The organism is Geothrix rubra, assembly GCF_030268065.1.
GTDB lineage: Bacteria > Acidobacteriota > Holophagae > Holophagales > Holophagaceae > Geothrix > Geothrix rubra.
On sequence record NZ_BSDD01000004.1, the window covers coordinates 302963 to 329938 of the forward strand.

At 68.9% G+C, this 26976-nt stretch carries 29 protein-coding genes and 1 pseudogene; 11 read left to right on the plus strand and 19 right to left on the minus strand.

Annotation, left to right across the window (positions count from 1 at the left end):
- Positions 1–45 precede the first annotated feature (45 nt).
- Together QSJ33_RS11890 and QSJ33_RS11895 are read right to left on the minus strand one after the other, a co-directional pair.
- Positions 46–654 carry a hypothetical protein gene (locus QSJ33_RS11890; RefSeq protein ID WP_285726384.1) on the minus strand — a complete coding sequence of 203 codons (609 nt, stop codon included), beginning with the start codon at positions 652–654 and terminating at the stop codon, positions 46–48.
- Positions 655–711: 57 nt separating this feature from the next.
- Complete coding sequence (locus QSJ33_RS11895) at positions 712–1863, minus strand: acyl-CoA desaturase (protein ID WP_285726387.1); 1152 nt, start codon at positions 1861–1863, stop codon at positions 712–714.
- Positions 1864–1996: 133 nt separating this feature from the next.
- Between QSJ33_RS11895 and QSJ33_RS11900 the strand changes: the two genes are divergently transcribed.
- The 9 genes from QSJ33_RS11900 (at position 1997) to QSJ33_RS11940 (ending at position 12281) form a co-directional block, all read left to right on the plus strand.
- Positions 1997–3292, plus strand: coding sequence for a dicarboxylate/amino acid:cation symporter (locus tag QSJ33_RS11900; RefSeq protein WP_285726388.1), 1296 nt, complete (start codon positions 1997–1999; stop codon positions 3290–3292).
- Between the two features lie 179 nt (positions 3293–3471).
- A complete protein-coding gene (locus tag QSJ33_RS11905; protein ID WP_285726390.1) occupies positions 3472–4722 on the plus strand; it encodes an AI-2E family transporter in 1251 nt (416 codons plus the stop codon).
- Positions 4723–4821: 99 nt separating this feature from the next.
- Positions 4822–5277, plus strand: coding sequence for a cache domain-containing protein (locus QSJ33_RS11910; protein WP_285726392.1), 456 nt, complete (start codon positions 4822–4824; stop codon positions 5275–5277).
- A gap of 31 nt (positions 5278–5308) precedes the next feature.
- A complete protein-coding gene (serA, locus tag QSJ33_RS11915; RefSeq protein ID WP_285726393.1) occupies positions 5309–6916 on the plus strand; it encodes a phosphoglycerate dehydrogenase in 1608 nt (535 codons plus the stop codon).
- Between the two features lie 37 nt (positions 6917–6953).
- On the plus strand, positions 6954–7601 hold the full coding sequence (locus QSJ33_RS11920; RefSeq protein ID WP_285726395.1) for an HAD family hydrolase: 648 nt from the start codon (positions 6954–6956) through the stop codon (positions 7599–7601).
- A 70-nt stretch (positions 7602–7671) separates the two neighbouring features.
- A complete protein-coding gene (moaC, locus tag QSJ33_RS11925; RefSeq protein WP_285726397.1) occupies positions 7672–8172 on the plus strand; it encodes a cyclic pyranopterin monophosphate synthase MoaC in 501 nt (166 codons plus the stop codon).
- 159 nt (positions 8173–8331) lie between these two features.
- Positions 8332–9378 (plus strand): LysM peptidoglycan-binding domain-containing M23 family metallopeptidase, encoded by a 1047-nt coding sequence (locus QSJ33_RS11930; RefSeq protein ID WP_285726399.1) that lies wholly within the window; start codon positions 8332–8334, stop codon positions 9376–9378.
- 132 nt (positions 9379–9510) lie between these two features.
- Positions 9511–11451, plus strand: coding sequence for a hypothetical protein (locus tag QSJ33_RS11935; protein ID WP_285726401.1), 1941 nt, complete (start codon positions 9511–9513; stop codon positions 11449–11451).
- 14 nt (positions 11452–11465) lie between these two features.
- On the plus strand, positions 11466–12281 hold the full coding sequence (locus tag QSJ33_RS11940) for a purine-nucleoside phosphorylase (RefSeq protein WP_285726403.1): 816 nt from the start codon (positions 11466–11468) through the stop codon (positions 12279–12281).
- 36 nt (positions 12282–12317) lie between these two features.
- Here the strand turns inward: QSJ33_RS11940 and acs are convergent, their stop codons facing one another.
- Positions 12318–14270 (minus strand): acetate--CoA ligase, encoded by a 1953-nt coding sequence (gene acs / locus QSJ33_RS11945; protein ID WP_285726405.1) that lies wholly within the window; start codon positions 14268–14270, stop codon positions 12318–12320.
- Between the two features lie 465 nt (positions 14271–14735).
- Between acs and QSJ33_RS11950 the strand changes: the two genes are divergently transcribed.
- Both QSJ33_RS11950 and QSJ33_RS11955 read left to right on the plus strand, forming a co-directional pair.
- Positions 14736–15047, plus strand: a complete 312-nt coding sequence (locus QSJ33_RS11950; RefSeq protein ID WP_285726407.1) for a DUF485 domain-containing protein — start codon at positions 14736–14738, stop codon at positions 15045–15047.
- A gap of 5 nt (positions 15048–15052) precedes the next feature.
- Positions 15053–16441 (plus strand): annotated as a pseudogene (locus QSJ33_RS11955) (sodium:solute symporter family transporter); the annotation flags it as partial.
- A gap of 510 nt (positions 16442–16951) precedes the next feature.
- Here QSJ33_RS11955 and QSJ33_RS11960 read toward each other — a convergent pair.
- The 16 genes from QSJ33_RS11960 to rplF all read right to left on the minus strand — a co-directional run bounded on the left by QSJ33_RS11960 (position 16952) and on the right by rplF (position 26968).
- Positions 16952–17656, minus strand: a complete 705-nt coding sequence (locus QSJ33_RS11960; protein ID WP_285726411.1) for a 3'-5' exonuclease — start codon at positions 17654–17656, stop codon at positions 16952–16954.
- Positions 17657–17664: 8 nt separating this feature from the next.
- Entirely contained in the window at positions 17665–19563 is a 1899-nt protein-coding gene (locus QSJ33_RS11965; protein ID WP_285726412.1) for a DUF294 nucleotidyltransferase-like domain-containing protein, read from the minus strand.
- 110 nt (positions 19564–19673) lie between these two features.
- Positions 19674–20063 carry a 50S ribosomal protein L17 gene (gene rplQ / locus QSJ33_RS11970; RefSeq protein WP_285726414.1) on the minus strand — a complete coding sequence of 130 codons (390 nt, stop codon included), beginning with the start codon at positions 20061–20063 and terminating at the stop codon, positions 19674–19676.
- Positions 20064–20072: 9 nt separating this feature from the next.
- The gene (locus QSJ33_RS11975) at positions 20073–21038 is read right to left on the minus strand and encodes a DNA-directed RNA polymerase subunit alpha (protein WP_285726416.1); all 966 of its coding nucleotides are present in this window, start codon (positions 21036–21038) and stop codon (positions 20073–20075) included.
- A 9-nt stretch (positions 21039–21047) separates the two neighbouring features.
- Positions 21048–21680 (minus strand): 30S ribosomal protein S4, encoded by a 633-nt coding sequence (gene rpsD, locus QSJ33_RS11980; RefSeq protein ID WP_285726419.1) that lies wholly within the window; start codon positions 21678–21680, stop codon positions 21048–21050.
- Between the two features lie 15 nt (positions 21681–21695).
- Positions 21696–22103 (minus strand): 30S ribosomal protein S11, encoded by a 408-nt coding sequence (rpsK, locus tag QSJ33_RS11985; RefSeq protein WP_026852731.1) that lies wholly within the window; start codon positions 22101–22103, stop codon positions 21696–21698.
- Between the two features lie 12 nt (positions 22104–22115).
- Positions 22116–22484, minus strand: coding sequence for a 30S ribosomal protein S13 (rpsM, locus tag QSJ33_RS11990; RefSeq protein ID WP_285726421.1), 369 nt, complete (start codon positions 22482–22484; stop codon positions 22116–22118).
- Between the two features lie 9 nt (positions 22485–22493).
- Positions 22494–22610 carry a 50S ribosomal protein L36 gene (gene rpmJ, locus QSJ33_RS11995; RefSeq protein WP_243288424.1) on the minus strand — a complete coding sequence of 39 codons (117 nt, stop codon included), beginning with the start codon at positions 22608–22610 and terminating at the stop codon, positions 22494–22496.
- An 18-nt stretch (positions 22611–22628) separates the two neighbouring features.
- A complete protein-coding gene (infA, locus tag QSJ33_RS12000; protein WP_285726423.1) occupies positions 22629–22847 on the minus strand; it encodes a translation initiation factor IF-1 in 219 nt (72 codons plus the stop codon).
- Positions 22844–23503 (minus strand): adenylate kinase, encoded by a 660-nt coding sequence (locus QSJ33_RS12005; RefSeq protein ID WP_285726425.1) that lies wholly within the window; start codon positions 23501–23503, stop codon positions 22844–22846. The genes infA and QSJ33_RS12005 overlap by 4 nt, the downstream gene beginning before the upstream one ends.
- Positions 23500–24855 (minus strand): preprotein translocase subunit SecY, encoded by a 1356-nt coding sequence (gene secY / locus QSJ33_RS12010; protein ID WP_285726427.1) that lies wholly within the window; start codon positions 24853–24855, stop codon positions 23500–23502. Before secY ends, QSJ33_RS12005 begins: the two co-directional genes overlap by 4 nt.
- Positions 24856–24861: 6 nt before the next feature.
- Positions 24862–25323: a 50S ribosomal protein L15 gene (gene rplO / locus QSJ33_RS12015; protein ID WP_285726429.1), complete on the minus strand. Its 462-nt coding sequence runs from the start codon at positions 25321–25323 to the stop codon at positions 24862–24864.
- Positions 25324–25326: 3 nt separating this feature from the next.
- Positions 25327–25524 carry a 50S ribosomal protein L30 gene (gene rpmD / locus QSJ33_RS12020; RefSeq protein WP_285726431.1) on the minus strand — a complete coding sequence of 66 codons (198 nt, stop codon included), beginning with the start codon at positions 25522–25524 and terminating at the stop codon, positions 25327–25329.
- Between the two features lies 1 nt (position 25525).
- Positions 25526–26050, minus strand: coding sequence for a 30S ribosomal protein S5 (gene rpsE / locus QSJ33_RS12025; protein WP_285726433.1), 525 nt, complete (start codon positions 26048–26050; stop codon positions 25526–25528).
- Between the two features lie 9 nt (positions 26051–26059).
- Positions 26060–26422: a 50S ribosomal protein L18 gene (gene rplR / locus QSJ33_RS12030; protein ID WP_285726436.1), complete on the minus strand. Its 363-nt coding sequence runs from the start codon at positions 26420–26422 to the stop codon at positions 26060–26062.
- Between the two features lie 9 nt (positions 26423–26431).
- Positions 26432–26968 (minus strand): 50S ribosomal protein L6, encoded by a 537-nt coding sequence (rplF, locus tag QSJ33_RS12035; RefSeq protein ID WP_285726438.1) that lies wholly within the window; start codon positions 26966–26968, stop codon positions 26432–26434.
- Positions 26969–26976 lie beyond the last annotated feature (8 nt).

Sequence of the window (26976 nt, forward strand, 5' to 3'; positions counted from 1 at the left end):
GGGACTCCAAAATCCAGCCCCCATCATCCCACAGCCCGGCGGGCCTCAGCGAGGCGCGGCGCCCCCGCGCACCGAGGCCAGGAGCCGCGCGGCGAGGTCGGCGAGGGCCCGCTGGCCCTCGGGGGTCCCGGGCGCCACGTCCAGGGTGGCGGTGGCCGAGCCGGTCCAGACCCGGGCGCCGGTGGCCCGCCCCACCAGCTCCAGGACGATCTGGACCTCCTGGGGTCCCTCGGGCGGGACGCCTCCGCCCTCCGGGCCGCCGCCCCGGCGCCCGTTCCCGCCCGGGCCCCGTCCGCCGCCCTCGCCCCCGGCCCCGCCGCGGCGTCCCCCGCCCGACCGGCCCCGGGCCCGGCCCCCGCCCGCCCGCGGGACGAGCAGGTGGGCGCGGAGCCACAGGTCCGCCGCGCCGGGTTCCGTCCGGGCCAGGCCCCGGGGGGGCAGCAGGCCCAGCACCGCCTCGGCGAAGGCCGGGGCCGGCACTTCCCGGTAGGTGTCGCTCAGCACCACGGCGGGCTCGCCGGCCGCCAGGGCCACCGTGCGGGCCGCCGCCAGGGCCGCGGGATCCCCGGGGTCGGTCACGAAGCTGGGCCCCCGGCTGCAGCCGCCGAGGACCAGACCCGCCATGCCGATGCCCGCCCAGACTCCGATCCGCATCCGCGCCTCCCGGGAAGGGATGCCCGGACGGGGGCCGAGGTTCAGGGGTTCAGGCGCTCAGGCGTACACGAGGGCGGCGCGGACTTCCATGCGCGCGGCCCGCCACTCGGCCCAGGCGGCGCGCAGCTCGGCGCGGTGCTGGGCCAGGGCGGCCTGCCACTCGGCCTGGGCCTCGCGCCAGGCTTCGGCCCGGGCGTGGCCCTTGGCCTTCCAGTCGGCCTTCTTCGCCTGCCAGGCCTCGCGGCGGTCGTGGAGGGAGGCCAGGGCCTGGTCCAGCTTCAGCCGGGCGGCCTCCAGGCGCTGCTGCATGGGGGTGGCCACCCCGGGGCTGGCCAGGGCCAGGCGCTCCCGGAGGCGCTTCTCCTCCATGTGGAGGCGGGCCCGCTCGATGGCCGCGGCAGGCACGCGGCGGAAGCCGCTGACGAGCCCGAACCAGGCCAGGACGTTGAGCAGCCACTTGGTGGTGTCCCACTGGTACCAGAGGGCCCCGTTGCGGTAGTCCCACTGCCAGAGGTGGTGGAAGTTGTGGTAGCCCTCGCCGTAGGTGAGGGGGGCCAGCAGCCAGTTGTCCCGGGCCGTGTTCTTGTCGGTGTAGGGGCGGCTGCCGAACATGTGGGCGGCGCTGTTGATGAAGAAGGTGGTGTGGTGGGTCACCACGATGCGCAGCACCACGCCCCAGACCAGGTAGCCCCAGACGTTGCCCACGGCCAGGCCGATCCCGACGGGGATCAGGCTCACCACCGCCCCGATGAGGAAGTGGTGCCGGTGCTGCCAGCGCACGAGGGGATCCTTCTCCAGGTCGGCCACGCCGGTGAGGGGCAGGCTCTTGGCCTCCATCACCCAGGTCCAGTGGGCGTACCAGAAGCCCTTGCCGATCTCGTAGGGATCCTGGTCGGTGTCCACGTGCTGGTGGTGGATCCGGTGATCGCTGGACCACTTCAGGGCCGAGTTCTCGAAGGCCGCGGCGCCGAAGCACAGGAAGAGGAACCGCACGGGCCAGGAGGCCTTGTAGGCTCGGTGGCTGAAGAGGCGGTGGTAGCCGCCGCTGATGGCCGTGCCCACCAGGGAGATCATCCCCAGGAAGACCAGCCCCTCGCCCCAGGTGGGACGGGCCACCACGAGGCGCCAGGGCACGAGGACCAGGGCCAGGGCCAGGGTGCCCACCAGGAAGACCGTGTTGAGAAGGTTCCACTGCTTGGTCTGGGGCATTCGGGTTCTCCGGCCGCCTCATCGCAAAGCAGCCAGTCCAGTGTATCGACATCCTTGGACTCAGTCTTGACCATGCCGGCTTTGCACCACCGGCCCGCCCTGGGACACTGGCCCGTCCCCTGACGAGGCTTCCGTGACCGCGCTGCGCCCCTGGTACCGCTCCAGCACCCTCTGGATCTTCACCGGCCTGCTCCTGGGCGTGGCCCTCGGGGGCTTCCTGCCCCGGGACCAGCACCCCCTGGCCTACGAGACCTTCCGGTTCCTCTCGAAGGCCTTCATCAGCCTCATCAAGGGCCTCATCGTGCCCCTGCTGCTCTCCACCATCATCGTGGGCATCGCCCAGACGGGGGACATCAAGGCCGTGGGCCGCATGGGCGGGAAGGCGCTCCTCTACTTCGAGGTCGTGACCACCCTGGCCCTCTTCATCGGCCTGGCCATCGGCAACTGGCTGAAGCCCGGGGCGAACCTGCCCATGGACCTCTCCGCCCACACGACCGTGGCCGCCCTCCATCCCCGGAGCGGCTGGGAGATCGCCCTCCACCTGTTCCCGTCGAACCTGATCCAGCACGCCGCGGACGGGGACATCCTGCCCGTGGTCATCTTCGCCAGCCTCTTCGGCATCGCCCTCACCCGGGTGGGCGAGCGCGGGAAGCCGGTGCTGGCCTTCTTCGACGGCGTGGCCCAGACCATGTTCCGCTACACCGACATGGTGATGACCCTCACCCCCCTGGGCGTCTTCGGGGCCATGGCCTACAACGTGAGCGCCATGGCCGCGGGGCACCCGGTGAACGGCGCGATCCTCAAGGGCTGGCCGGCGGTCTTCCACCTGCTCAAGCAGTACAGCCTCCTGGTGGGGAGCCTCTACTTCGCCCTGATCGCCCTCTTCGCGCTGGTCTTCGTGCCCGTGGCCTGGCTGTCCGGCATCCGCATCCTGGGCTTCATCAAGGCCATCAAGGATCCGGCCCTCACGGCCTTCAGCACCGCCAGCAGCGAGGCCGCCCTCCCCAAGCTGCTGGAGGAGGTGGTGCGCTTCGGGGTGCCGCGCCGGGTGGCCAGCTTCGTGATCCCCACGGGCTACAGCTTCAACCTGGACGGCTCCACCCTCTACCTGGTGCTGGCCAGCCTCACCATCGCCCAGGCGGCGGGCATCACCATGAGCCTGGGGCACCAGCTGCTGATGGTCTTCACCTTCATGCTCACCAGCAAGGGCGTGGCGGGCGTGCCGAGGGCCACCCTGGTCATCATCGCGGGCACCTGCGGGAGCTTCGGCCTGCCGGGCGAGGCGGGCATCGCCATGCTCCTGGCCGTGGACGAGATCATGGACATGGCCCGCACCACCGTGAACGTGGTGGGCAACGGCCTGGCCAGCGTGGTCATCGCCAAGTGGGAGGGGGTCTTCGGCACGGACACGGAGCCGCTGCCGGACTGAACGGGCCGGCGGGGGCTGTTCGGCCGGCCGATCCCCCCCCGCCGCCCGGTTGCACCTATATTGGGGACGCCCTGCGCCCGGGGAAGGATCGGGAACGAAGGCGGACAGGCCGTGGCATCCGGGCGTCCGGGGCCGCGGGGAGCTCGGATCGAGGGGGGCCACGCCTTGAAGGAAGCGCCATGATGCCGACCCAGGAGCCCGCGGGTCCCCCCCCGGCGGGGAAACGGCCCCGCGTCATCCGCATCGAGCCCTCGCCCGGCACCGTCATCGCCCTGCTGCTCATCATCGCCGGCCTGTGGGTCCTGAACCGGCTCCTGCCCGTGGTCCTGGTGCTGGTGGCAGCCCTCATCATCGTCGGAACCATCAGCCCCGCGGTCCAGTGGCTCGAGCAGCGGCGCGTGCCCCGGGGCCTCGGCATCGCGATCGTCTTCACCGGGCTCCTGGTGGTCACCGTCCTCTTCATCACCCTGACGATCCCCGCCCTCATCGTGCAGGCCACGGGCCTCCTGGAGCAGGAACCCCTCCTCCGGGCCCGCCTGGCGGCCTGGCTGGCCGGCTCCCACCTGACCCTCCCCCTGGCGGACCTGCTCCGCAAGGTCGAATCCGGCGACCTGGTCAAGCTGGCGGTCGCGAACGCCATCGGCTTCTCCACCCGGGTCGTCGCGATCTTCGCGTACATCATGAGCTCCATCTTCCTGGCCCTGTACATCCTGATCGACCGGGACCGGCTGCGCGGGGGCCTCTTCTCGGTGGTCCCGAGGTCCCACCACATCCGGCTGTCCCGGGTCATGCTGAACCTGGAGACCATCGTCGGCGGGTACATCCGGGGCCAGCTGATCACCTCGGCCTTCATGGCGGCCTTCGTGTTCATCCTGCTGCGGGCCTGCGGGGTGGCCAACGCCCTGGCCATCGCCGTGTTCGCGGGCGCCGCCGACGTCCTGCCCTATGCCGGCGCCCTGCTGTCCGTGGGCGCCGCCGTGGCGGCGACCCTCCCCCGCGGCCCCGTGATCATCCTCCTCGTCCTCGTGCTGATGCTCGCCTACGAGGAATTCGAGAGCCGGCTGATCGTGCCCAGGGTCTATGGCCAGGCGCTGCGGCTCCCGTCCTCCGTGATCCTCTTCTCCCTGCTGGCGGGGACCGTCCTGCTGGGCATCACCGGGGCGCTCCTCGCCCTTCCCGTGGCGGCCGCCGCGCTGATGCTCATCGGGGAACTGCGCATCGAGCTGCCCGGGCAGCAGGAGCAGGCGAAGGACGTGGCGATCCGGGAGCGCGACGACCGGGGCGAGGCGGAGTACGAGCGGCGGACCGAAGGCCTGCCCGCCGAGCAGGCCGCGGCCATCGCCGTCGCGATCTCCGTCGACCGGAACCGGGAGGAGAGCCGTCCGCCGGCCAAACCGGAGGAACCCGGCCCCGGGGGCGGGGGGATCTGAGGCCGGGGGGACGGCGCGGGGGGGCCCCGGAAAATCATCCCTGGAGGAGATCCGCCGAAGAGGCTTCTGGAATCGGTTTTCTACCCACAAGGAGGTCCAATGAACAGACACCTTCGCGCCCTGCTGCTCCTCCCCGCCCTGGTCCTGCCCCTGGCCGCCCAGGACGGCACCCCCGCCGAGGCCGAGGCCCTGGTGAAGGAGGCCATCGCCTACGCCAAGGCCAACGGCAAGGAGGCCGCCTTCAAGGAGATCACCAAGAAGGACGGGCGCTTCCAGAAGTACGGCGGCGAGCTCTACGTCTTCGTCTACGACATGGACGGCAAGGTGCTGGCCCACGGCCAGGGCGCCTCGAAGGTGGGCGTGAACCAGCTCAAGGCGAAGGATCCCGACGGCCGGGAGTTCGTGAAGGAGCGCATCGAGCTGGCCAAGGCCAAGGGCAAGGGGTGGCACGACTACAAGTACGTGAACCCCAAGACCGGCGTGAAGGAGCCCAAGACCAGCTACATCGAGGTCTGGAATGGCTGCATCTTCGGGGCGGGCATCTACAAGAAGTAGCACGTAAGCTGGGGGCGGAGGCCCCCCGCCCATGAAGATCATCGTGACCGACGAGGTGACCGGCGAGGGCCTCGCCCTGCTCCAGCGGGACCCCCGCATCACCCTCGACCTGCGGCCCGGCATCCCCCGGGAGGAGCTGCTGGAGATCATCGGCGGCTACGACGCCATCATCACCCGCAGCGGCACCACCGTGGACAAGGCCCTCCTGGACGCGGCCATCCGGCTGAAGGTGGTGGCCCGGGCCGGGGTGGGCATCGACAACGTGGACGTGGAATGCGCCTCGGCCAAGGGCGTGATCGTGGTGAACGCCCCCTTCGGCAACACCAACGCCGCCGCGGAGCACACCCTGGCCCTGCTGCTGGCGGCCTGCCGGAAGGTGCCGGCGGCCCAGGCCAGCCTCAAGGGCGGCGACTGGAAGCGGGCGAAGTTCACCGGGGTGGAGCTGCGGGGCCGGACGGCCGGCGTCATCGGCATCGGCAAGGTGGGCGGCCGGGTGGCCGCGCGCCTCAAGGCCTTCGAGTGCGAGGTGCTGGCCTGCGATCCCTACGTCTCCGCCAAGCGGGCCCAGGACCTGGGCGTGCGGCTGGTGGACCTGGACGAGCTCTGCCGCACCTGCGACATCGTGACGGTCCACACGCCGCTCACGGACGAGACTCGCGGCCTGATCGGCGCCGCCGAGATCGCGCGCATGAAGCCCGGCGTCATCCTCCTCAACGTGGCCCGGGGCGGCATCCTCGACGAGGCGGCCCTGCTGGCGGGCCTGGAATCCGGGCAGGTGGCCCTGGCGGCGGTCGACGTCTTCTCCGAGGAGCCCCCGGCCACCGACACCCTGAAGCGCCTCGTGGCCCACGAGCGGGTGGTGGTGACCCCCCACCTGGGGGCCAACACCCAGGAGGCCCAGGTGAACGTGGCCGTGGACGTCTCCCGCGAGATCCTCGCCTGGCTGGACAAGGCGCCCCTGGAGAACGCCGTGAACCTGCCCCGCTTCGACGCGGCCCTCATGGGCCAGATGCGCCCCTGGTTCCGGCTCATGGCCATCCTCAGCGAGTTCGGCCTGCAGCTCATGAAGGGCAACCTGGACCGCGCCACCTTCGGCTACGCGGGAGGCCTCTCCCACCACGACTGCACGCCCCTCACCGTGAGCGGCCTGGCCGCCCTCCTGGACCGCATGGTGGAGCAGCCTGTGAACATGGTGAACGCGGGCCTCATCGCCGAGCAGATGGGCCTGGTGGTGGAGGAGCACAAGTCCACGGAGGGCGGCCCCTTCTCGAACCTCGTGACCCTCACCCTGGAGGGCGGGGGCTCCTCCCGGGTCGTGGCCGGCACGCTCTTCGAGGGCACCCCCCGCATCGTGCGGCTGCGGGACTACGCCATGGACTTCACGCCCCAGGAGCACATGCTGCTGCTCCACTACGAGGACAAGCCGGGCCGCATCGGCCGCATCGGCACCGTGCTGGGGGCCCACGACGTGAACATCGCCTTCCTCAACCTGGGGCGCCGGGAGAAGCGGGGCGAGGCCATGGTCATCCTCTCCGTGGACTCCCCGGTGCCGCCGGCGGTGGTGGCGGAGATCGGCCGGGAGACCGAGGCGGGCTTCATCAAGGCCCTGCACCTGCCCTCGGCGGCCGGCATCGGGTGAGGACGTTCCCCCTGCCATGATGGAGGGGGAGGCCTCCTTGAAACTCATCGCCTGGGACTTCGACGGCACGCTGGTGGACAGCCGCCCCCTCATCGAGGCCGGCATGGCCCACGCCCTGGACGCCCTGGGCCAGCCGCGCTCCGTCATGGCCGAATGGCTGAAGTACGTGGGGCTCCCCGTGGAGGACGGCATCCGGGCCACCTTCGGGCCCCTGGGCCTGGACGGGGCCACGGTCCTGAAGGCCTACCGGAGCTTCGGCCATATCGAGCACGAGCACCTGCTCCAGCCCTTCGCGGGCATCCCCGAGCTGCTGGCGGAGCTCCGGGCCCGGGGCCAGCGCATGGGCGTGGCCACCTCCAAGCGGCGGGTGCCCCTCCTGCGCCAGATGGCCCGCTTCGGCTGGGAGGCCTGGTTCGACCCCATCATCACCCCGGACGAGGTCACCCAGGGCAAGCCCCACCCGGAGACCCTGGAGAGGATGCAGGCCCTGACCGGCCTCGCCCCCGAGGACATCCTCATGGTGGGCGACACCCCCTTCGACCTGGACATGGCCCGGGCCGCCGGGGTGCCCAGCCTGGCCGTGGGCCACGGCTTCTACCCCGAGCCGGCCCTGGCCGCCTGCGGCCCCCGGGCCTACGCCCCGGACACGGCGGCGCTGCGGGACATCCTCCTGGCCTACCTATGATCCGGGGGGGACCGCCTGTTCGCTGGACTCGCGAGGTCCCCCCGGGACCATCCTCAACCCCGGAGCCGTCATGGCCGAGCTGACGCACCTCGATCCCGAAGGCCGCCCGAAGATGGTGGACGTCTCCGAGAAGGCCGTCACCCGCCGCCGAGCCATCGCCGCGGGCTACCTGGAGCTGGACGCCCCGGCGGCGGAGGCCCTGGCCAGGGGCGGGGGCCCCAAGGGGGACCCCTGGTCCGTGGCCCGGATCGGGGCCGTGGGGGGCGTCAAGCGCGCCTCGGACCTGATCCCCCTGGCCCACCCCCTGGCCATCGAGGCCGTGGACGTGACCCATCACTGGGATGCCGTGGCACGGCGGGCCTGGCTCCGGGTGGCCGTGAGCTGCGAGGGCCGCACGGGCATCGAGATGGAGGCGCTGGCGGGCGTCACCGTGGGCCTCCTCGTCCTCTACGACATGCTCAAGGCCGTCAGCCACGGGATGACCCTGGGCCCGGCACGGCTCCTGCGTAAGGAGGGGGGTCGACGGGGCACTGTCGTCCTGCCCTGGGCCGGGTGTCCCTGGGAACCCTGATCCCCGGGGACGCCTAGTTGGAAAACATTTGCATTTCCAAGCTGCCATCCGCCCGATAGGATGGGAGCGGACCCGTTCCTTCCATTCGACCCCGGGGTGACCACCCCTCCAAGGAGGCCTAGCGAAGCAGGCTTTTCCGTTCCAGCCGGGAGTTTACCCATGCGTCTTGCCGTTCTGACCCTTGTTCTCGCGTCCTTGACCCTCAACCTCCACGCCGCGCCCAAGGGCCGCCGAACCAGGCGGGCCTCCCACCCTGCGGCGGACGGATCCTGGCACGTGGTGCGGAAGGGGGAGACCGGCGCCAAGGTGGCCCGGGACAACGGCCTGAGCCTCCCGGAGCTGAAGGCGCTGAACCCCCACGTGAACCTGGCGCACCTGTCCGTGGGGACCCGGTTGAAGGTGGGGGCCGGCCCCGCCGCCGCAACGCAGGCCCGAGTTGAAATGGCCGAACCGGCCCCGTCCCCCGTGGTGCCGGTCACGCCCCTGGCCGCCCTGCCCGCCGGCCCCGACATCGCCCCGGCGCCCATGCCCCACCTGGAGGGCCTCCAGCCCTACCGGATGCGGATCCCCCTCCCGTCCACGGCCTCGGCCCACCGGACCCTGCACCTGGCCCCCGAGTCGGCCGAGGACCTGCTGGCCCGGATGCGCCCCGTGGTGCCGCCCGTGAGCGAGGCCGAGCTGGCCGCCCTCCTGCCCTCCTTCACGCCGGCGGATCCGGACCACCTGGACCTCCTCTGGCCCGTGGAGACGCGCACCATCAGCTCCGCCTGGGGCCCCCGGATGCGGACGAAGATGGTCCGCGTCCGGAACCAGCGGAAGAAGCGGATCCGCTACCGCGGCCGGCACAAGGGCGTGGACCTGACCGCCCCCATGGGCACGGCCATCTATGCGGCCATGGACGGCAAGGTGATCATGGCCGCCCGGCACCGCCAGTACGGGAACTACGTGATCATCGACCACGGCAACGGCGTGATGACCCTGTACGCCCACGCCAAGCTGACCCTGGTCCACGAGGGCGACATCGTCCGCCGGGGCCAGAAGATCGGCGAGGTGGGCCGCACCGGGAACGCCACCGGCCCCCACCTCCACTTCGAGCTGCGGGTGGACGGTGTGCAGCGGAACCCCCTGCCCGCCCTGGACGACGAAGAGGAGATCCCGGCGGAAGTGGCGGCGCAGAACGCCGCCCTGGACGACGCCCGCCGCTGATTCCGGAGCCCCTGCGCCGCTGAACCTCCGGGCCGCCCGCGGCATTGGATGAACGCGTGCCTCCCCGTTCCCGCGAGGGGCGGAGGGGCTTCCGCGTGCTAGACTTGACCTTTTCGCCGCATCGAGGTGGCCATGCTGCTGTACCGAGCTTTCCTCCGGGCCCTGGGGGTCACGGCCATCCTCGGCCTGGGCCTGGGCCTCGCCTGCAAGGGCAGCAAGGGCGGATCCGCGGCGGACAATTCCTTCAATCTGGCCGGGGCCGTGAAATACGTCCGCATCCCCCTCGCCAAGGACGCCAACGGCGTCCCCACCGGCCTGGTGGACAGCAGCGTCGCGACCAACCTCCAGACCCTCCCGGCCCGGAAGGTCATGGTCCGGGCCTACCAGCGCATCGACCAGACCCTCCCCGACGGCAGCACCTCCTCCGTCTGGGCGGTGGCCGGCGCCACCTTCACCGACCTGAACGGCATCTACTCCATGACCCTCCCGAAGGACAAGCCGCTGATGGTGGAGGTCATGAGCTCCTTCGACGGGGGCAACGGCCACCAGGTCAACGTCGTGGGCGACCCCGCGGGCATCAACAGCACCGTGCCCGCCGCGGACCGCGTCCGCTACGGCATCCGCAAGGCCCTGGACGGCACCGCCCCCGCCGGCAACCCCGTGCCCGCGTCCCTCCCCACGGGAGACACGCTCCTGAACTTCACCGTCGGGCTCACGGACAAGTGGTGGCTCGTGAACCCCAGCTACGACCCCAACACCAAGGTGGCGCCCCTCACCACCAGCGCCGTGGACGAGACCACCCTGCCCGGCCGGACCACGGGCACCGGCAGCCGGATCCTGGCCATCGGCGATTCCGTGGCCAGCTTCGTGGCCACCTACGGCAATGCGACCCCGGGCCTGAGCGTCGATCTCCACTACGCGCCGGGCGTCTCCGAGCCCCGGGGCTCCTTCATCGAGTACGATCCCTCGGTCTATCCCCTCTCCTCCGTCCTGAACCCCAATACCTACACCTTCACCAACCGCTACTTCGGCTCCCTCCAGGGCGGCGCGAACGACGACGCGTGGGACGAGGGCGTGATCTTCCCCATGCTCGCCCGGAACGTCCTCTACGGCATCGTGGAGGGCAGAACCTTCGGCATGACGGGCCGGCCCCTCTTCCCCCAGGCGGCGACCCTTCCCGACCTGAGCCCCGACCAGGCCCTGATCGAGGGGCTCGCCAACGCCATGGCCGCGAACCTGCTCAAGTCCCCCTATCTGGCGGATACCCAGGGCACGGCCCTGGCCGCACCGGTCACCGACATCCGGGACCTCTCGGCCTATACGACGGCCCAGCTCACCCCTGATTCCGCCCCGGCCCTCCAGGCCCTCGCCTGGGAGCTGATCCTCAAGGCGAACAGCCTCGCCTCCCCGGGCACGAGCACCACCTGGGCCAGCATCAACCCGCTGGCCATGGTCCGGTTCTTCTCCGCCGGCCCCGCCTACCCGACCACGACCCCTAGCTACGAGACGGAACCCCTGAACATCTTCAAGCAGCTCGGTCGCCTCCAGGAGGCCAGGCCCACGGGTTCCACCGAGCCGGTGGATCTCGCCAGCATCTTCACCGATGCCACCCTCACCCCCCTGCTGTCGCCCTTCGGCATCACCTGGCCCCGTCCCACCACCGGCGCCTACGCCGCCTTCGCCACCTCCTGGGGCGCCGATCCGAACTCAACCACCGCCGCGCTTCCGCCCATGACCCTGAGCATGGCCAAGGCGGTCCAGGTGCGCGGGGTCTATCCGAACAACTCCGAGGGCGAGGTCGCCTACGCGGGCTTCACCATGAGCGCGGACCGGGCCTACACCCTGACCGTGTCCGCCAGTCCCGCCCTGGCCAGCACGGCCGAGCTGGAGCTGATGCTCCCCTCCTACCAGTCCGCCCCCCTGACCTTCACGGGGAGCGGAGGCAGCCAGCGGGTGGTGCTCGCCGGGAACAGCACCACGCCCATGTTCCAGGCCCTGCGGGTGCGCATGGTCAGCCCGACCACCCTGCAGCCGGACACCACCGTGACCATCAGCCTCGTCCCCGTTCCCTGACCCAGGCCGTCGCCATGCCCGTCTCCGCCGCCCTCCAGACCCTGCAGGCCCGCCTCCCCTTCGTCCCGGAACTCGCCATCGTGCTGGGCTCGGGGCTTGGCGCCCTGGCCGACAGCCCCGAGGCGAAGGCCGGGGTCACCATCCCCTTCACGGACCTGCCCGGCTTCCCCGCCCCCACGGTCGCGGGCCACGGCGGCCGCCTGGTGTTCTGCACCTTCGAGGACCGGAAGGTGGTCCTCCAGGCCGGCCGCTTCCACTTCTACGAGGGGCATCCCATGTCCCTGGTCACGGCGCCCATGCGGATCTACGGGCGCCTGGGCGTGCAGGCCGTGCTCCTCACCAACGCCGCCGGGGCCCTGAATCCGGCCTTCGGCGTGGGCGAACTGATGGCCCTCACGGACCACATCAACCTCTTCGGAACCAACCCCCTCATCGGCCCCAACGTGGGCCCGGGCCCGCGGTTCCCCGACATGACCGCGCTCTACGACCCGGCCTTCCGGGCCCGCCTCCAGGCCTGCGCCCGGGACCTGGGCCAGACCCTCCGGGAGGGCGTCTACCTGGGGCTCACGGGGCCGAGCTACGAGACGCCGGCGGAGATCCGCGCCTTCCGGGGGATGGGCGCCGATGCCGTGGGCATGAGCACGGTGCCCGAGGCCATCGTCGCCCGGCACGAGGGCCTGCGGGTGGCCGGGATCTCCTGCCTCTGCAACATGGCCGCCGGGCTCCTGCCCCAGCCCCTCACCCACCAGGAGGTCCTGGAGGCCGGGGCCGCCGCGGCAGACCGCTTCGAGGCCCTGGTGCGCGCCTTCGTCCGGGGGCTCGAACTGTAGCGGGGCGCCGGGCCGGAGCCCGGCGCCCGCAGGGCCCTACTTCGACACCACCTGGTGCTCCTTGATCAGGCGATCCACCACGTCGGGCTCGGCCAGGGTGGAGATGTCGCCCATGCCCTCGTACTCGGCCGAGGCGATCTTCCGCAGGATGCGGCGCATGATCTTCCCGCTGCGGGTCTTGGGCAGGCCCGAGGCGATGTGGATGACATCGGGGGCGGCGAAGGCCCCGATGGACTGCCGCACCTGCTCCTTCAGGGCCCCGATGAGCTGCTCCTTCCCGCCATTGGCGTAGCCCTGGTTGAGGATCACGTAGCAGTAGATGCCCTGGCCCTTGATCGGATGGGGGCAGCCGACCACCGCGGCCTCGGCCACGGCCTCGTGCGCCACGAGGGCGCTCTCCACCTCGGCCGTGCCCAGCCGGTGCCCGGAGACGTTGATGACGTCGTCGATGCGGCCCGTGATCCAGTAGTAGCCGTCCTCGTCCCGGCGGGCCCCGTCCCCCGTGAAGTAGTAGCCGGGGTACTGGGTGAAGTAGGTGTCCTTGAACCGCTTGTGGTCCCCGTGGACCGTGCGGGCGGTGCCGGGCCAGGGCGTCGCGAGGCAGAGGGCCCCCGAGACGTCGTTGCCCTCGAGGACTGCGCCCGTCGCCGGATCCACGATCACCGGCTTCACCCCGAAGAAGGGCAACGTGGCCGAGCCGGGCTTGGTGGGGGTCACGCCGGGGAGCGGGGTGATGAGGATCCCGCCGGTCTCGGTCTGCCACCAGGTGTCCACCACCGTGCAGCGGCCCTCGCCCACCACATCGTGGTACCAGCGCCAGACCTCGGGGTTGATGGGCTCGCCCACCGTCCCCAGGATGCGCAGGGACTTGCGGCTGTATTTCTTGATCCACTCGTCGCCGGCCTGGGCCAGGGCCCGCAGGGCCGTGGGGGCCGTGTAGAGGATGTTCACGCCGAGGTCGTCCACGATCTGCCAGTACCGACCCGCATCCGGATAGAGCGGGGTGGATTCGAAGATGACGCTGGTGGCCCCGTTGGCGAGGGGCCCGTACACGATGTAGCTGTGGCCCGTCACCCAGCCGATGTCGGCCGCGCAGAAGTAGATGTCGCCCGGGTGGTAGTCGAACACCATCTTATGGGTGAAGGCGGCGTAGGTGAGGTAGCCGCCGGTGGTGTGGAGCAGCCCCTTCGGCTTGCCCGTGCTCCCGGAGGTGTAGAGGATGAACAGCGGATCCTCCGAGCCCATCCACTCGTTCGTGCAGGTGGACCGCTGGCGGGTCATCTCCTCGTCCAGCCAGAGGTCGCGTCCGGCCTCCATGGACACTTCCCCGTCCGTGCGGCGGGCCACCAGGACCGTCTCCACCATGGACATGCCCTCGATGGCCCGGTCCACGGTCTTCTTGAGGGGGACGCGCTTCCCGCCGCGGAGGCCCTCGTTGGCCGTCACGACGACCTTGCACTTGGCGTCGACGATGCGGTCCCGCAGGGCCTCCGCGGAGAAGCCCCCGAACACCACGGAGTGGACCGCCCCGATCCGGGCGCAGGCCAGCATGGTGTAGACCAGTTCCGGGATCATGGTCATGTAGAGGCAGACCCGGTCGCCCTTCTTCACGCCGTGGTGCAGCAGCACGTTGGCCACGCGGCAGACGTGGTGCTTCAGCTCCCGGTAGGTGATGTGGGTGTAGACGCCCGGCTCGTCCTGGGCCCAGATGAGGGCCGTCCGGTCCCCGTGGGTGGCCAGGTGGCGGTCGATGCAGTTGAACGAGGCGTTGATCCGCCCGCCCAGGAACCAGGAGAAGTCGACCTCCTTGTAGTCCGCGTCGAAGACGGACTGCCAGGGGTGGAACCAGGTCAGGGCCTTGGCCTGCTCCCCCCAGAACCACTCGGGGTTGTCCAGGGAGAGGCGGTAGAGGCGCTGGTACTCCTCCATGCTCCGGATGTGCGCCCGCTCGGCGAACTCGGGTTTGACGGGATAGAGATCCTGGGTCATGGGTGGGCTCCTTGTCGTAAGAAGGTCGGCCCCGGGGGCGCCTCAGGGAAGGGCGGGAACGGGGGGTCCCGGGGATCCGGGATCTGGACGGGCCATGGGGGAGGTCAGGCACGAAGCATAGCCGCTTCGGCCCACCTTCGCACCAGGGGGCTGGGTGGGCCCAGCCAGGGCGGACGATGTCTCAAGATCATGCTGCTTCAGCCATATGGGCATTTCAGAAAGTCGCAGGAAGGTGAGGAGACCCTAGCACCCCCCGGCCGAGAGGGGAACCGCCGGTCCGAACATTTCCCGAGGAATGGGCTTCCCTTGGAAAACGAGGTGGCCTATGCTTGCGCCACCAACCCCGAACCTTTGAACCATGCCGCCCCGTCCAGGAGAGGTTTCCCCTGGCTCCGGGCGCTGGCCCCGTCGCACCCCCCCCCAGGCCCCGCTCCGTCCGGGCCTGCCCTTTCCAGGAGAAAGCCCATGCCTCCGAAATCGGTGCACGAACTCCTCGAGGATCCGGAGTTCCAGAAACTCGCCCGACAGAAGAACGCCATCACCCTGACCCTGACGGTGGTGGAGCTGGTGCTCTACTTCGGCTTCATCGCCCTGATCGCCTACAACAAGGCCTTCCTGGCCCAGAAGGTGAGCGAGGGATCCGCCATCACCCTCGGCATCCCCATCGCCGTCGGGGTCATCGTCCTCTCCTGGGTGTTGACCGGAATCTACATCTTCTGGGCCAACAATAAATACGATGCCATGGTCAAGAACGTCAAAGCCCGGATGGGGAGGTAAGCACCATGCAGACGCAGCCTCAGCAGACGATCATCGGGACCCTGAGTCCCGTGGCCATCTTCTTCTTCCTCGTCTTCATCGCGGTGACGCTCGGCATCACCTACTGGGCCGCCCGGCGAACCAAGAACGCCGCCCAGTTCTATGCGGCCGGCGGCGGCATCACGGGCCTCCAGAACGGCCTGGCCCTGGCGGGCGACTACATGAGCGCCGCCTCGTTCCTCGGCATCGCCGGCCTCGTGTCCACCAAGGGCTATGACGGCCTCATCTACTCCGTGGGCTGGCTGGTGGGCTGGCCCATCGTCATGTTCCTGATCTCCGAACCCCTCCGGAACCTCGGGAAGTACACCTTCTCCGACGTGGTGGCCTTCCGCCTCCGGCAGAAGCCCATCAAGACGGCCGCCGCCATCGGTTCCCTGGTCACGGTGCTGTTCTACCTGACGGCCCAGATGGTGGGCGCCGGCACCCTCATCAAGCTGATGTTCAACCTGCCCTACGAGTCCGCCCTCTTCATCGTGGGCGCGCTGATGATCGCCTACGTCCTCTTCGGCGGCATGCTGGCCACCACCTGGGTGCAGATCATCAAGGCCGTGCTCCTCCTGGGCGGCGCCACCCTCCTGGTGGTCCTGGCCATGAGCCAGTTCGGCTTCAGCTATGGCCGGCTCTTCTCCGAGGCCTCGACGAAGTACACCGGGGCCTTCCTTGAACCGGGCGGCCTCATCACCAAGCCCCTGGACGCCTTTTCCCTGGGCCTGGCGCTGATGTTCGGCACGGCCGGGCTACCCCACATCCTGATGCGGTTCTACACCGTCCCCGACGCCCGCGAAGCCCGCAAGTCCGTCTTCTACGCCACGGGCTTCATCGGCTACTTCTACATCCTCACGGTGACCATCGGCTTCGGCGCCGCGGTCCTCGTCGGCCGCGACTTCATCACCAAGATCGACGCCGGCGGCAACATGGCGGCCCTGGCCCTGGCCGAGCACATCGGCGGCGGCATGTTCCTGGGCTTCCTCGCCGCCGTGGCCTTCGCCACCATCCTGGCGGTGGTCGCCGGCCTGACGCTGGCGGGCGCCTCGGCGCTCTCCCACGATCTCTACGTGGGCGTCTTCCGGCACGGGGAGGCCAACGAGAAGGAGGAGATGAAGGTCGCCAAGGCCGCTACCGTCACGCTCGGCATCGTGGCCGTGCTCCTGGGCCTCCTCTTCCAGCGCCAGAACGTGGCCTTTATGGTGGGCCTGGCCTTCGCGGTGGCCTCCAGCGCGAATTTCCCCGCCCTCCTCATGTCCATCACCTGGAAGCGCTTCACCACCACCGGGGCCGTGGCCAGCATCTACACCGGACTCCTCATCGCCGTGATCCTGATCGTGCTCTCCCCCACGGTCTACGAGGACGTCTTCCAGGCCACCCAGGTCAAGGCCCGCACTTCCGCGGCAGCCACCCTGACGAAGCTGGACAAGTATTCGAAGGACCCGGCCAAGACCCTCGCCACCCTGAAGCCGAAGGCCGAGGCCCTTGCCGTGGCGGTCAATACCCCTGGCGCCACCGGGCGCATCCACGAGGCCAACGTGAAGGAACTGGCCGGCCTCCAGGCGGACATCGCCCTGATCGAAGGCAACCGCCTGGCCGACGCCCTCCTCGCGGCCAAGGCCGCCAAGACCAAGGCCGACGGCGAGGTCACGAAGGCCCCCTTCCCCATGAAGAACCCCGGTGTCTTCTCCATGGGCGGCGCCTTCCTGGTGGGCATCCTCCTGTCGCTCTTCAAGCGGGAGAAGGACGCCGAGGCGAAGTTCGAGGCGGAAAAGGTGCGGACCTACGTCGGCATCGGCGCCGAAGGCGCCTCCAGCCACTGATCCCGCAGGTTCCCGGAGCCGGGGGGGCGACCTCCCGGCTCCCTGCGTACGCCCCTTTCAGAAGGGCGAGGGGCCTCCCGGCGGGGCCAGGTGCTCGGCCTGCCGGGTCGGGTCCCCCACCCGCAGGAGACTGGCCAGATCCGTGACCCCGGCCTGCGCGGCCAGCGGCAGCAGGCGCTGGAGCAGCTGGGCCGTGAGGTAGGCGTCCCCGAGGGCCGTGTGGCCCTCCACCACGGGGATGTCGAAGGCCCGGGCGAGCTCGAAGAGGCCCAGCCCCTGGGGGGGACCGGCGAAGGCCGGGTGCTCCACGTGCCGTTGGCGCAGCCAGGCGCTCAGGGAGAGCGTGTCCACGGTCCGGTTCCGGAGGGGGCCCCCGGCCACCCGGCGGGCCTCCCGGTTCAGGAAGGCCAGGTCCACCGGGAGGCAGTGGCCCACCAGGACCGCGTCCCCCGCATAGGCCAGGAAGGCGGCGAGGACCTCCTCGATGGGGGGCCGGGCCGCCACCTGGGAGGGGGTGATCCCGTGGATGACCACGCTCCGGGCCTGCAGGGCCGCCTTCGGGTTCACCAGCTCGTGGAAGCTGCCCCCGAGCTCGAGGCGCCCGCCCCGCATCCGGACGGCCCCGATGGAGACGATGTCGTCCTTCCGCTCGTCGAGTCCCGTGAGCTCGGTGTCGAGCACCACGAAGGGGGTGTCGGCGATCGGGCCGGCGGTGCCCCCCCCCAACCCCAGGACCCGGCCCAGCCACGCGCCCAATCCCATGCCCCCCCCTAAATGATGAAGGCCTTGAACCGGTCCATGACGAGGTCCTGGACCTTCATGGCCAGCCGGAAGGCGTTCTTGAGGGACTGCCGCTCCAGGCTGCTCAGGGTGTCCAGGTGGATGAAGTTGTCGATGTTCCGCCCCGCCTCCATCTGCCGGTACTGGTGGTGGATCCGGAGCAGGGTGAGGAACTCGAAGGCGTCCCCGAGTTCGTCCACCAGGTCAGAGATCATGGTGGCCCCCCCCCGCAGGGCCTCCAGGCGATCCAGGGTCGAGGCCGCCCGGACCCCCTTCTCCAGGGCGAAGAGGCGCGCGATGTCCACGAAGGGCGTCACGCCCTTGATCTTCAGGTTCAGGCCGTCCTTATGCTCGCCGCCCCGCTCCACCGCCACCGAGCCGAAGAAGCCGAGGGGGGGCCGGTTCTTCACGAGCATGTTGGCCAGGAAGCCCAGGAACACCGGGTAGTCGGGGATGAGCCGGCCCAGGTGCTCCCGCAGCGCCCAGGCCATGGACTCGTCCCCGTGGAGGGGCCGGAAGTCGAAGAAGATCTGGGAATTCAGCACGGCCTTCGGGGTCGGCTCCGAGATCCATCCCGTGAAGTAGCCCTTCCAGACCGAGAGCGGCTGGCACCAGTCCGGATTACTCGCCATGCAGTTGGCGGGGCAGGGCTCGAACCCGCAGCGGATGAGGCCGTTGCGCACCCGCACGGTGAAGCGCCGGAAGTACTCCACCACCCGCTCCCGCTGGGTCTCCCGCGGATCGGCGTACACCAGGGCGTTGTCCTGGTCCGTCCGGAACGTCTGCTCCTTCCGTCCCTCGCTGCCCAGGGCCAGCCAGCAGTAGGGCACCGGCGGAGGCCCCAGCTCCAGCTCGGCCAGCTCCAGCACCTTCCGCACGATCCGGTCGTTGAGCTCCGAGATGATGCGGATGATGTTGGCCGCCCGGGTGCCCTCCCGCAGCAGGGCCCCGATGACGGTCAGGGCCTTCTGCGAGACCGGCGCCAGCCCCTCGAGCGTCGTCTGGCGTTCGATGTCCTCGGAGAAGGCCAGGGGGCTGCGCCCCTGCAGCACCATGAAGTCGTGGTTGGTGATCACGCCGTGGAGCACGCCGTCCCGGGTGACGGCGATGTGGTGGATGTTCCGCTGCAGCATGCGCAGGACCACCTCGAAGCAGGGGTCCTTCTCCTCCACGGTGACCACGGGCCGGCTCATGATCCGGGTCACGGGGTCCTCGATGGAATGGCCCCGGGCCACCACCTTGGATCGCAGGTCCGAATCCGTGACGATGCCATCCGGGCTCCCGCCGGGCCCCAGCACCAGGATGGCGCTCTGCCGGGCCTCCGACATGCGCTGGGCCGCCTCCCGGATGGTGGCGTCCGGCTCCACCGTCGCGGCGGCGCGGCGGCAGATCTCCCCCACCTTGGCCGTGAAGAGCAGGTGGTCGCTGGTCCCCAGGAACAGGCTCTTGCCCTGGATCTCGCGCGAGGTCATGTCCACGTACTTCGTGAGGTGGAACTGGAGGAGGTACTCGGTGATGGCCGGGTGGCTGCCCAGCAGCTCGTTCAGCCGCTCCTTCGGCAGCAGGTAGCAGAGGGTGTCCTGGATCGCGACGATCGTCGTCTTCTGCTGGCCCCCCATGAGGGAGACCAGGCCGAAGGTCTCCCCCCGCTCCCGGTAGTCCACCACCACGTCCTCGCCGCCCCCCTTGGGCCGGAGGGTGATCTTCACCACGCCCTTCTGGACGATCCTCAGGGACTCGCTCACGGAGCCATCCTGCTGCAGGATCACGGTCCCCTTGGGGTAGAACTCCATGGAGAGGCTCTGGGCCACCTCCCGGAGGAGGTCAGGCTCGAGGAACTGGAAGGGGGGGACCTGGGACAGGAACCGGACCGCATCGTCGATCAGCATCCCCCACCTCGGTTCCCAGATCCGCCTCCGGCTGGGCCAACCATACCACCGGCAAGAAAAAGGAAGGCACCCCGAGGGGTGCCTTCCTGGTGGGACCGGTGGCTGGAAGCCTATTCGGCCTCGGCCTTGGGCTCGGGCAGGGTGTAGTCCACGAACTCGATGAGGGCCATGTCCGCGGCGTCGCCGAGACGATGGGACATCTTCAGGATGCGGGTGTATCCACCCGGGCGGCTCTCGAAGCGCTTCCGGAAGTCGGCGCCGAAGAGCTTCTGCACGGCATCCTTGTTCCCGAGGCGGGCCATCGCCAGGCGGCGGTTGGCCACGGTGTCGTTCTTCGCGAGGGTGATGAAGGGCTCCACGAACATGCGGAGCTCCTTGGCCTTCACGAGGGTGGTCTCGATCCGCTCGCTCTGGATGAGAGCGGTGGCGAGGTTCTTCATGAGGGCCTTGCGCTGGTTGGTGGTGCGGCCCAGGCGCTTGCCGGCTACGTTGTGACGCATGGGGGCTCCTTACACTTCCTGCTCGAGGCGCATCCCCAGGGAGAGGCCGATACGAGCGAGCTCGTCCTTGATCTCCTGGAGGGATTTCTTGCCGAAGTTCTTGGTCTTCATCAGCTCGGCCTCGGTCCGCTGAACCAGCTCGCCGATGGTGGTGATGTTTGCGTTGCGCAGGCAGTTGTTGGCCCGCACGGAGAGCTCGAGTTCCTCGACCGACTTGACCAGCCAGTGGTTGGCCTCGCCGGGGGTGATGATCCCGGGCTCGTCCTCCGTGAAGTCCTCGTCCTGCCGGGCGAAGACCAGGAAGTGGTCACGCAGGATGAGGGCCGCGTCGGACACCGCCTCCTTGGGGTTGACGGCGCCGTTGGTCCACACCTGCAGGGTGAGCTTTTCGTAGTCGGTGCTCTGGCCCACACGGGCCGGCTCGACGATGTAGTTCACGCGGGTGATGGGGCTGTGGTTCGCATCCATGGGGATGAAGCCCAGGCCCAGGGACTCGTCGTGGTTGCGGTCGGCGGTGACGAAGCCGCGGCCCATGCGGACCACCAGCTCCATCTCCAGCTCGCCCTCCTCGCCCAGGGTGGCGATGTGGATGTTGGGATCCACGACCTCCACGTTCTGGTTACACCGGATGGCCGCGGAAGTGATCACGCCCTCGCCCTTGGCGGAGATGGTCACGGTCTGGGGCTCATGGCTGTGCAGCTTGAAGGGGACCTCCTTGAGGTTCAGGAGGATGTGGGTGATGTCCTCCCACACGCCCGGCAGCGTCGTGAACTCGTGCATCACGCCCTTGATCCGGACATTGGTCACGGCCGCGCCCTGGATGCTGCTGAGCAGCACCCGGCGGAGGCTGTGGCCCACGGTGGTCGCGAAGCCCCGTTCGAAGGGGTACGCCACGAACTCGCCGTAGGAGTCGGTCAGGGAACCGGGGGTGACTTCCGCGAAGCGCGGCCTCTGGAAATCGTTGATGTTCAGCATCCTTCCCCCTTACTTGGAATAGAGCTCAACGATCAGCTGCTCGTTGATGTCGAGGGTGACGTCCTCGCGGGTGGGAGCGGCGAGCACCTGGCCCTTGAAGGCCGCGGCGTCCAGGGTGAGCCACTTGGGAATCCCGCGGCCGGCGGAGGTCTCGACGGAGGACTTGACCCCGTCGTTCTCCTTGGCGCGGCGGCCCAGTTCGATGGCGTGACCGGGCTTCACCTGGTAGGACGGGATGTCAACCCGCTTGCCGTTGACCAGCACGTGGCCGTGCATGACCATCTGGCGCGCGGCGGAACGGCTGGACGCGAAGCCCAGGCGGTAGACCACGTTGTCCAGGCGCTGCTCGAGGAAGGCCAGCAGGTTGTGGCCGGTGACGCCCTTCTTGGCGTCGGCGCGCTCGAAGTAGTGCCGGAACTGCTTCTCCAGCACCCCATAGATGCGCTTCACCTTCTGTTTCTCGCGAAGCTGCAGGGCGTAGCCGGTCGGTTTCTTGATCTTCCCCGCGCCATGCTGGCCGGGGATCTTGCCCTTGCGGGTCTCGAAGGAGCACTTTTCCTTGAAGCAGCGTTCGCCCTTCAGGTAGAGCTTCATCCCCTCGCGGCGGCAGAGGCGGCAGACGGCGTCCGTATAGCGAGCCATGTTTCTCCTCCTCCTTTAAACGCGGCGCCGCTTGGGCGGCCGGCAACCATTGTGGGGAATGGGGGTGACGTCGCGGATGCTGGTCACCTGGATCCCGGCGGCGTTGAGGGCGCGGATGGCGCTCTCACGGCCGGCGCCGGGGCCCTTCACGCGGACGTCCACCGAGCGGACGCCCTGCTCCTTCGCGGCCTCGGCGCAGACGCCGGCGGCCACCTGGGCGGCGAACGGCGTGCCCTTGCGGGTGCCGCGGAAGTTCTGGTTGCCGCTGGAGGCCCAGCAGAGCATGTTCCCCATCGGGTCGGAGATGGAGATGATGGTGTTGTTGAAGGACGCCTGGACGTGAGCCACGCCGTGGGGGACGTTCTTCTTTTCCTTCTTCTTGACCACCTTCTTGCCGGCGGTCCGGGTCTGGGTCTTTGCCATGGTGTCCTCGCCTTACTTCTTCTTGCCGGCCACGGTCTTCCGCTTGCCCTTGCGGGTGCGGGCGTTGGTGTGCGTGCGCTGGCCGCGGACAGGCAGGCCCTTGCGATGCCGGAGCCCGCGGTAGCAGCCGATGTCCATGAGCCGCTTGATGTCCAGGCCGATGTTCTTGCGGAGGTCACCCTCCACCGTCTCCTCGGCGGTGATCACGCGGCGGATGCGGCCGACCTCGTCCTCGGTCAGGTCCCGAACCTTGGTGCCGAAGTCGACCTTCGCGCGGCTCAGGATGCTCTGGGCCTTGGCGCGGCCGATGCCATAGATGTAGGTGAGCGCGATCTCGATGCGCTTGCCGACGGGCAGATCAATGCCTGCAATGCGTGCCATCGTGTCTCCTTAACCCTGACGCTGCTTGTGCTTGGGGTTCTTCTTGCAGATGATCCGGTTGATGCCTTCGCGCCGGACCACTTTGCAGTGCTCGCACAGCTTCTTGATGGAGGGCCGAACTTTCATGGTGTCCTCTCGTGTCGTTTACTTGAATCGGTAGATGATGCGGCCGCGGGAGAGGTCGTAGGGGGTCACCTCGACCAGCACCCGGTCACCGGGAAGGATTCGGATGAAGTTCTTGCGCATCTTCCCGCTGATGTGCGCCAGCACCTGGTGCTTGTTCTCCAGCTCGACCTTGAAGACCGCGTTCGGCAAGGCCTCGACCACTGTGGCTTCGAGCTCAATGGCTTCTTCTTTGCTCAAGCGCGTTCTCCGAAGACGTGACGCAGCGATTCAAACACCAGCTCCGGGGCGCGATTGCCATCCACGCTCCGGAAGGTCGGCCGATGCTTGTAGAAGCCCAGGAGCGGCTGGAAGGTCGAGTTGAACTCGCCCATCCGGCTCCGGAAGGCCTCGGCGGTGTCGTCGGACCGGTGCTTCAGGGGACTTCCGCACAGATCGCAGACACCGGCTTGCTTCGGTGGCTTGGATTCCAGGTGATAGATGGCGCCGCAGGCGTTGTTGCTGCACAGGCGGCGGCCCACCACGCGGGCCTCCAGCACCTCCTGGGGGACATCGACCAGCACCACCGATCCCAGTTCCAGGCCCTTGGAGGAGAGGAAGTCTTCCAGGGCCTGAGCTTGCTGCAGGGTTCGGGGGTAGCCGTCGAACAACACGTCAGAGGTCTCGTCCAGCAGCCGCGCGAAGACAAGGCCATTGACGGTGTCGTCGTCCACCAGTTTTCCCTCGGCCATGATGGCTTTCGCCCTCAGGCCGATCTCCGTCCCTTTCGAGACGGCATCTCTCAGAATGTCACCGGTTGACAGGTGAGTCAAAGAGAATGTTTCCACCAGGCGCTTGGCCTGGGTGCCCTTCCCGGAGCCGGGGGCCCCGAGGAGGATGTGTGCCTTGAGGCTCATGCCGGCCTCCCGGACCTGGACCGGCCGCGGATGCGTCCGCGCTCCAGGAATCCGTCATACCGGCGCATGACCAGGAGGCTCTCCAGCTGGGCAGCCGTGTCCATGGCCACGCCCACCACGATGAGCAGGCTGGTGCCGCCGTAGTAGAACCCCAGGCCCTGGATGTTGTTCAGGATCACGAGGGGGACGATGGATACGACCGCCAGGTAGAGGGCGCCCACGAAGGTCAGCTTGGACAGGATGCCGTCCAGGAAGATGCTGGTTTCCTTGCCGGGCCGGATGCCCGGGACGTACCCGCCGGACTTCTTCATGTTGTCGGCGGTCTCGTCGGGATTGAAGACGATGCTGGTGTAGAAAAAGGAGAAGAAGACTGTCACGGCCACGAAGACCGGCGTGTAGATCCAGAAGTGGGTCTGTGGGCTGATGTAGGCCGAGGCCTTGGCCAGCCACTCCCATCGGGTGAACTGGGCGATGGTCGCGGGGAAGAAGATCACGGAGCTGGCGAAGATGACGGGCATCACGCCTGCAGTGTTCACCTTCAGCGGCATGTAGCTGCTGCGCTGGCTGGACATGCCGGCCGAGTCGGCGCGACGGGCGTAGTGGATGGGGATGCGCCGGTAGGCGCTCTCCACCAGGACCACCGCGAAGAGCACCGCGGTCATGGCCGTGATCAGCAGGAGGAAGATGCCCGGGGGAGGCACGTTCGGGGCGTTACGCAGCGACTGGGACATCATCACCGAGAGGGTGGTGAGCCCCTGGGGCAGGCCTGCCACGATGCCGGCGAAGATCAGCAGGGAGATGCCGTTGCCGACCCCCCGCTCCGTGATCTGCTCCCCCAGCCACATCACGAAGAGGGCGCCGACAGACAAGGTGAAGGCTGCGAGGAGCCGGAACCCGGTGGGCGAGAGGCTGGAGACCACCACCTCGAGGCCAGGCTGGTTCTGGCTCTGCGCCAGGGAGGCGATCCCGAAGCCCTGGATGAAGGCCAGGCCCACGGTGAGGTAGCGAGTCCATTGGTTGATCTTCTCCCGGCCAGCCTCGCCCTCCTTCTTCTGGAGGTTGTCGAGGTAGGGCACCACGGCGCCCATCAGCTGCAGAACGATGCTGGCGGTGATGTAGGGCGCGATGCCCAGGGCGAAGACCGAGAACTTCTTGAAGGCGCCACCAGAGAACAGGTCCACGACATCAAAGAGGCTGCCCCCGCCGCGACGGAGCGCGGCCTGAAGATTCTCGGCGTTCACCCCCGGCACGCTGACATGCACGCCCAGCCGGTAGATCACCAGCAGGATGAGGGTGAAGAGGACCCGCTTGCGCAGCTCCGGAACGGCGAAGAGATTCTTGAGGCGATTCATGGCCGGTTACTCGGCAGGCTTCGCGCAGGGCTCCTGGATGGTGCCGCCCTTGGCGAGGATGGCCTCGCGGGCGCCCTTGGTGATGCGGTCCGCCACGACGTTGACCTTGGCGGTCAGCTCGCCGCTCGCCAGTACCACGATCTTCTCGATGCGATGGCCGATGAGCTTCTTGTCCTGGAGGGACTCAAGGCAGACCGTCTCGCCGTCCTGGAAGTGGATGGAGATGAAGCCGAGGCCGATCTCCTGGGTCACGGGGGCGAAGATGTTGGTGAACCCGCGCTTGGGCAGGCGGCGGACCAGGGGCATCTGGCCGCCCTCGAAGCCGCGGCGGCTGCGGTAGCCGCTGCGGGACTTCTGGCCCTTCTCGCCCCGGCCGGAGGTCTTGCCCAGGCCGGAACCCTTGCCGCGCCCGAGGCGCTTGCGGGACTTCGTGGCGCCCTCAGCGGGCTTCAGTTCATTGAGCTTCATGGATTACCCCTTCACCTGGACGTCGATGAGGTGCGGGATGAGCTTGACGATCCCGTGGACGTTGGGCGTGTACTCGCACTCACGGAAGTCCCCGATCTTCTTCAGGCCGAGGGTCTGCACGAAGGCGCGGTGCTTGGGTGTGGTGCAGATGGTGGAGCGCTTCAGGGTCAGGACCACCTGCTTGCCGATGATTTCAGACATCTTAGGCCTCCGCCTGGTCCAGGCCCCGGTTGGTCAGGACCGTGTAGGGATCCATGAGGTCCTTCAGCCCCTCGAACGTGGCGCGAACCACGTTGTGGGGGTTGGAGGAGCCCAGGCTCTTCGTCAGCACGTTATGGATGCCGGCGGCCTCCATGACGGCGCGCACCGCGGCGCCGGCGATGATGCCGGTGCCCTCGGGGGCGGGCTTCAGCAGCACGCTGCCGGAGCCGAAGACGCCCGTCACCGGGTGCGGCAGGCTGCCGTTCGAGGTGAGGGGGACCCGGATCATGTTGCGCTTGGCGCTCTCGATGCCCTTCTTGATCGCGGAGGGCACTTCGAGGGCCTTGCCGAGGCCGAATCCGACCTTGCCGTTCCCGTCGCCCACGACCACCAGCGCGGAGAAGGAGAAGTTCTTGCCCCCCTTCACCACCTTGGTCACGCGGCCGACGTAGATGACCTGGTCCTTGAATTCCCCGGCCTCAGGGTTCTTGACTTCCTTGGTTTCCTTGAGCTCTGCAGTCGCCATGGTCTTCCCCTAGAACTGGAGCCCGGCTTCGCGGGCGCTGTCAGCCAGCGCCTTGACGCGGCCGTGATAGACGTAGCCGTTGCGGTCGAACACAACCGCAGTGATGCCCTTCTCCTTCAGCCGGGCGGCGATGCTCGCGCCCACGGCCTTGGCGGCCTCGATGTTGGAGCCGGACTTCAGGCTGCCGCGCAGGTCCTTCTCCAGGCTGCTGGCGGCGGCGACGGTGACGCCGCGGGTGTCGTCCACGGCCTGCACGTAGATGCGCTTGAGGCTCTTGAAGATGGTGAGACGGGGCCGTTCGGGGGTCCCGGCCACACGCCCGCGGATGCGGGCCTTGGTCTTTTCACGCCGGAGGATGAGATCGTTCGCCATGGGTTCCCCTTACTTCCCGGTCTTGCCGGCCTTGCGGCGGATGACCTCGCCGGTGTACATGACGCCCTTGCCCTTGTACGGCTCGGGCTTGCGGAACTTCCGGATGTCGGCGGCGACCTGCCCCACCAGCTGCCGGTCAGTGCCGGTCACGACGATGTGGGTGGCCTTCTCGACCGCCATCTGGATGCCGGCGGGGGCTTCATAGTCGATGGGGTGGCTGTATCCCAGCTCCAGGTGGAGCTTGGCGCCGTCCATCGCGGCCTTGTAGCCGACGCCTACGATGTCCAGTTCCTTCTTCCAGCCCTCGGTCACGCCGACGACGGCGTTGTTGAGGAGGGCACGGGTCAGGCCGTGGTAGGCCCGGGTCTGGGCCTCCTCGTTGGCGCGGAGGAGATTCACGGATTCGGCCTGGATGTCCAGGGTGATCCCCGCGGGGATCGGGCAGCTGAGCTTGCCCTTGGCGCCCTCGACGACGGCCTCAGACCCGGTGACTGTGACCTTCACGCCCTTGGGCAGCGTCACGGGCTTCTTTCCGATTCGAGACATGGGTGATT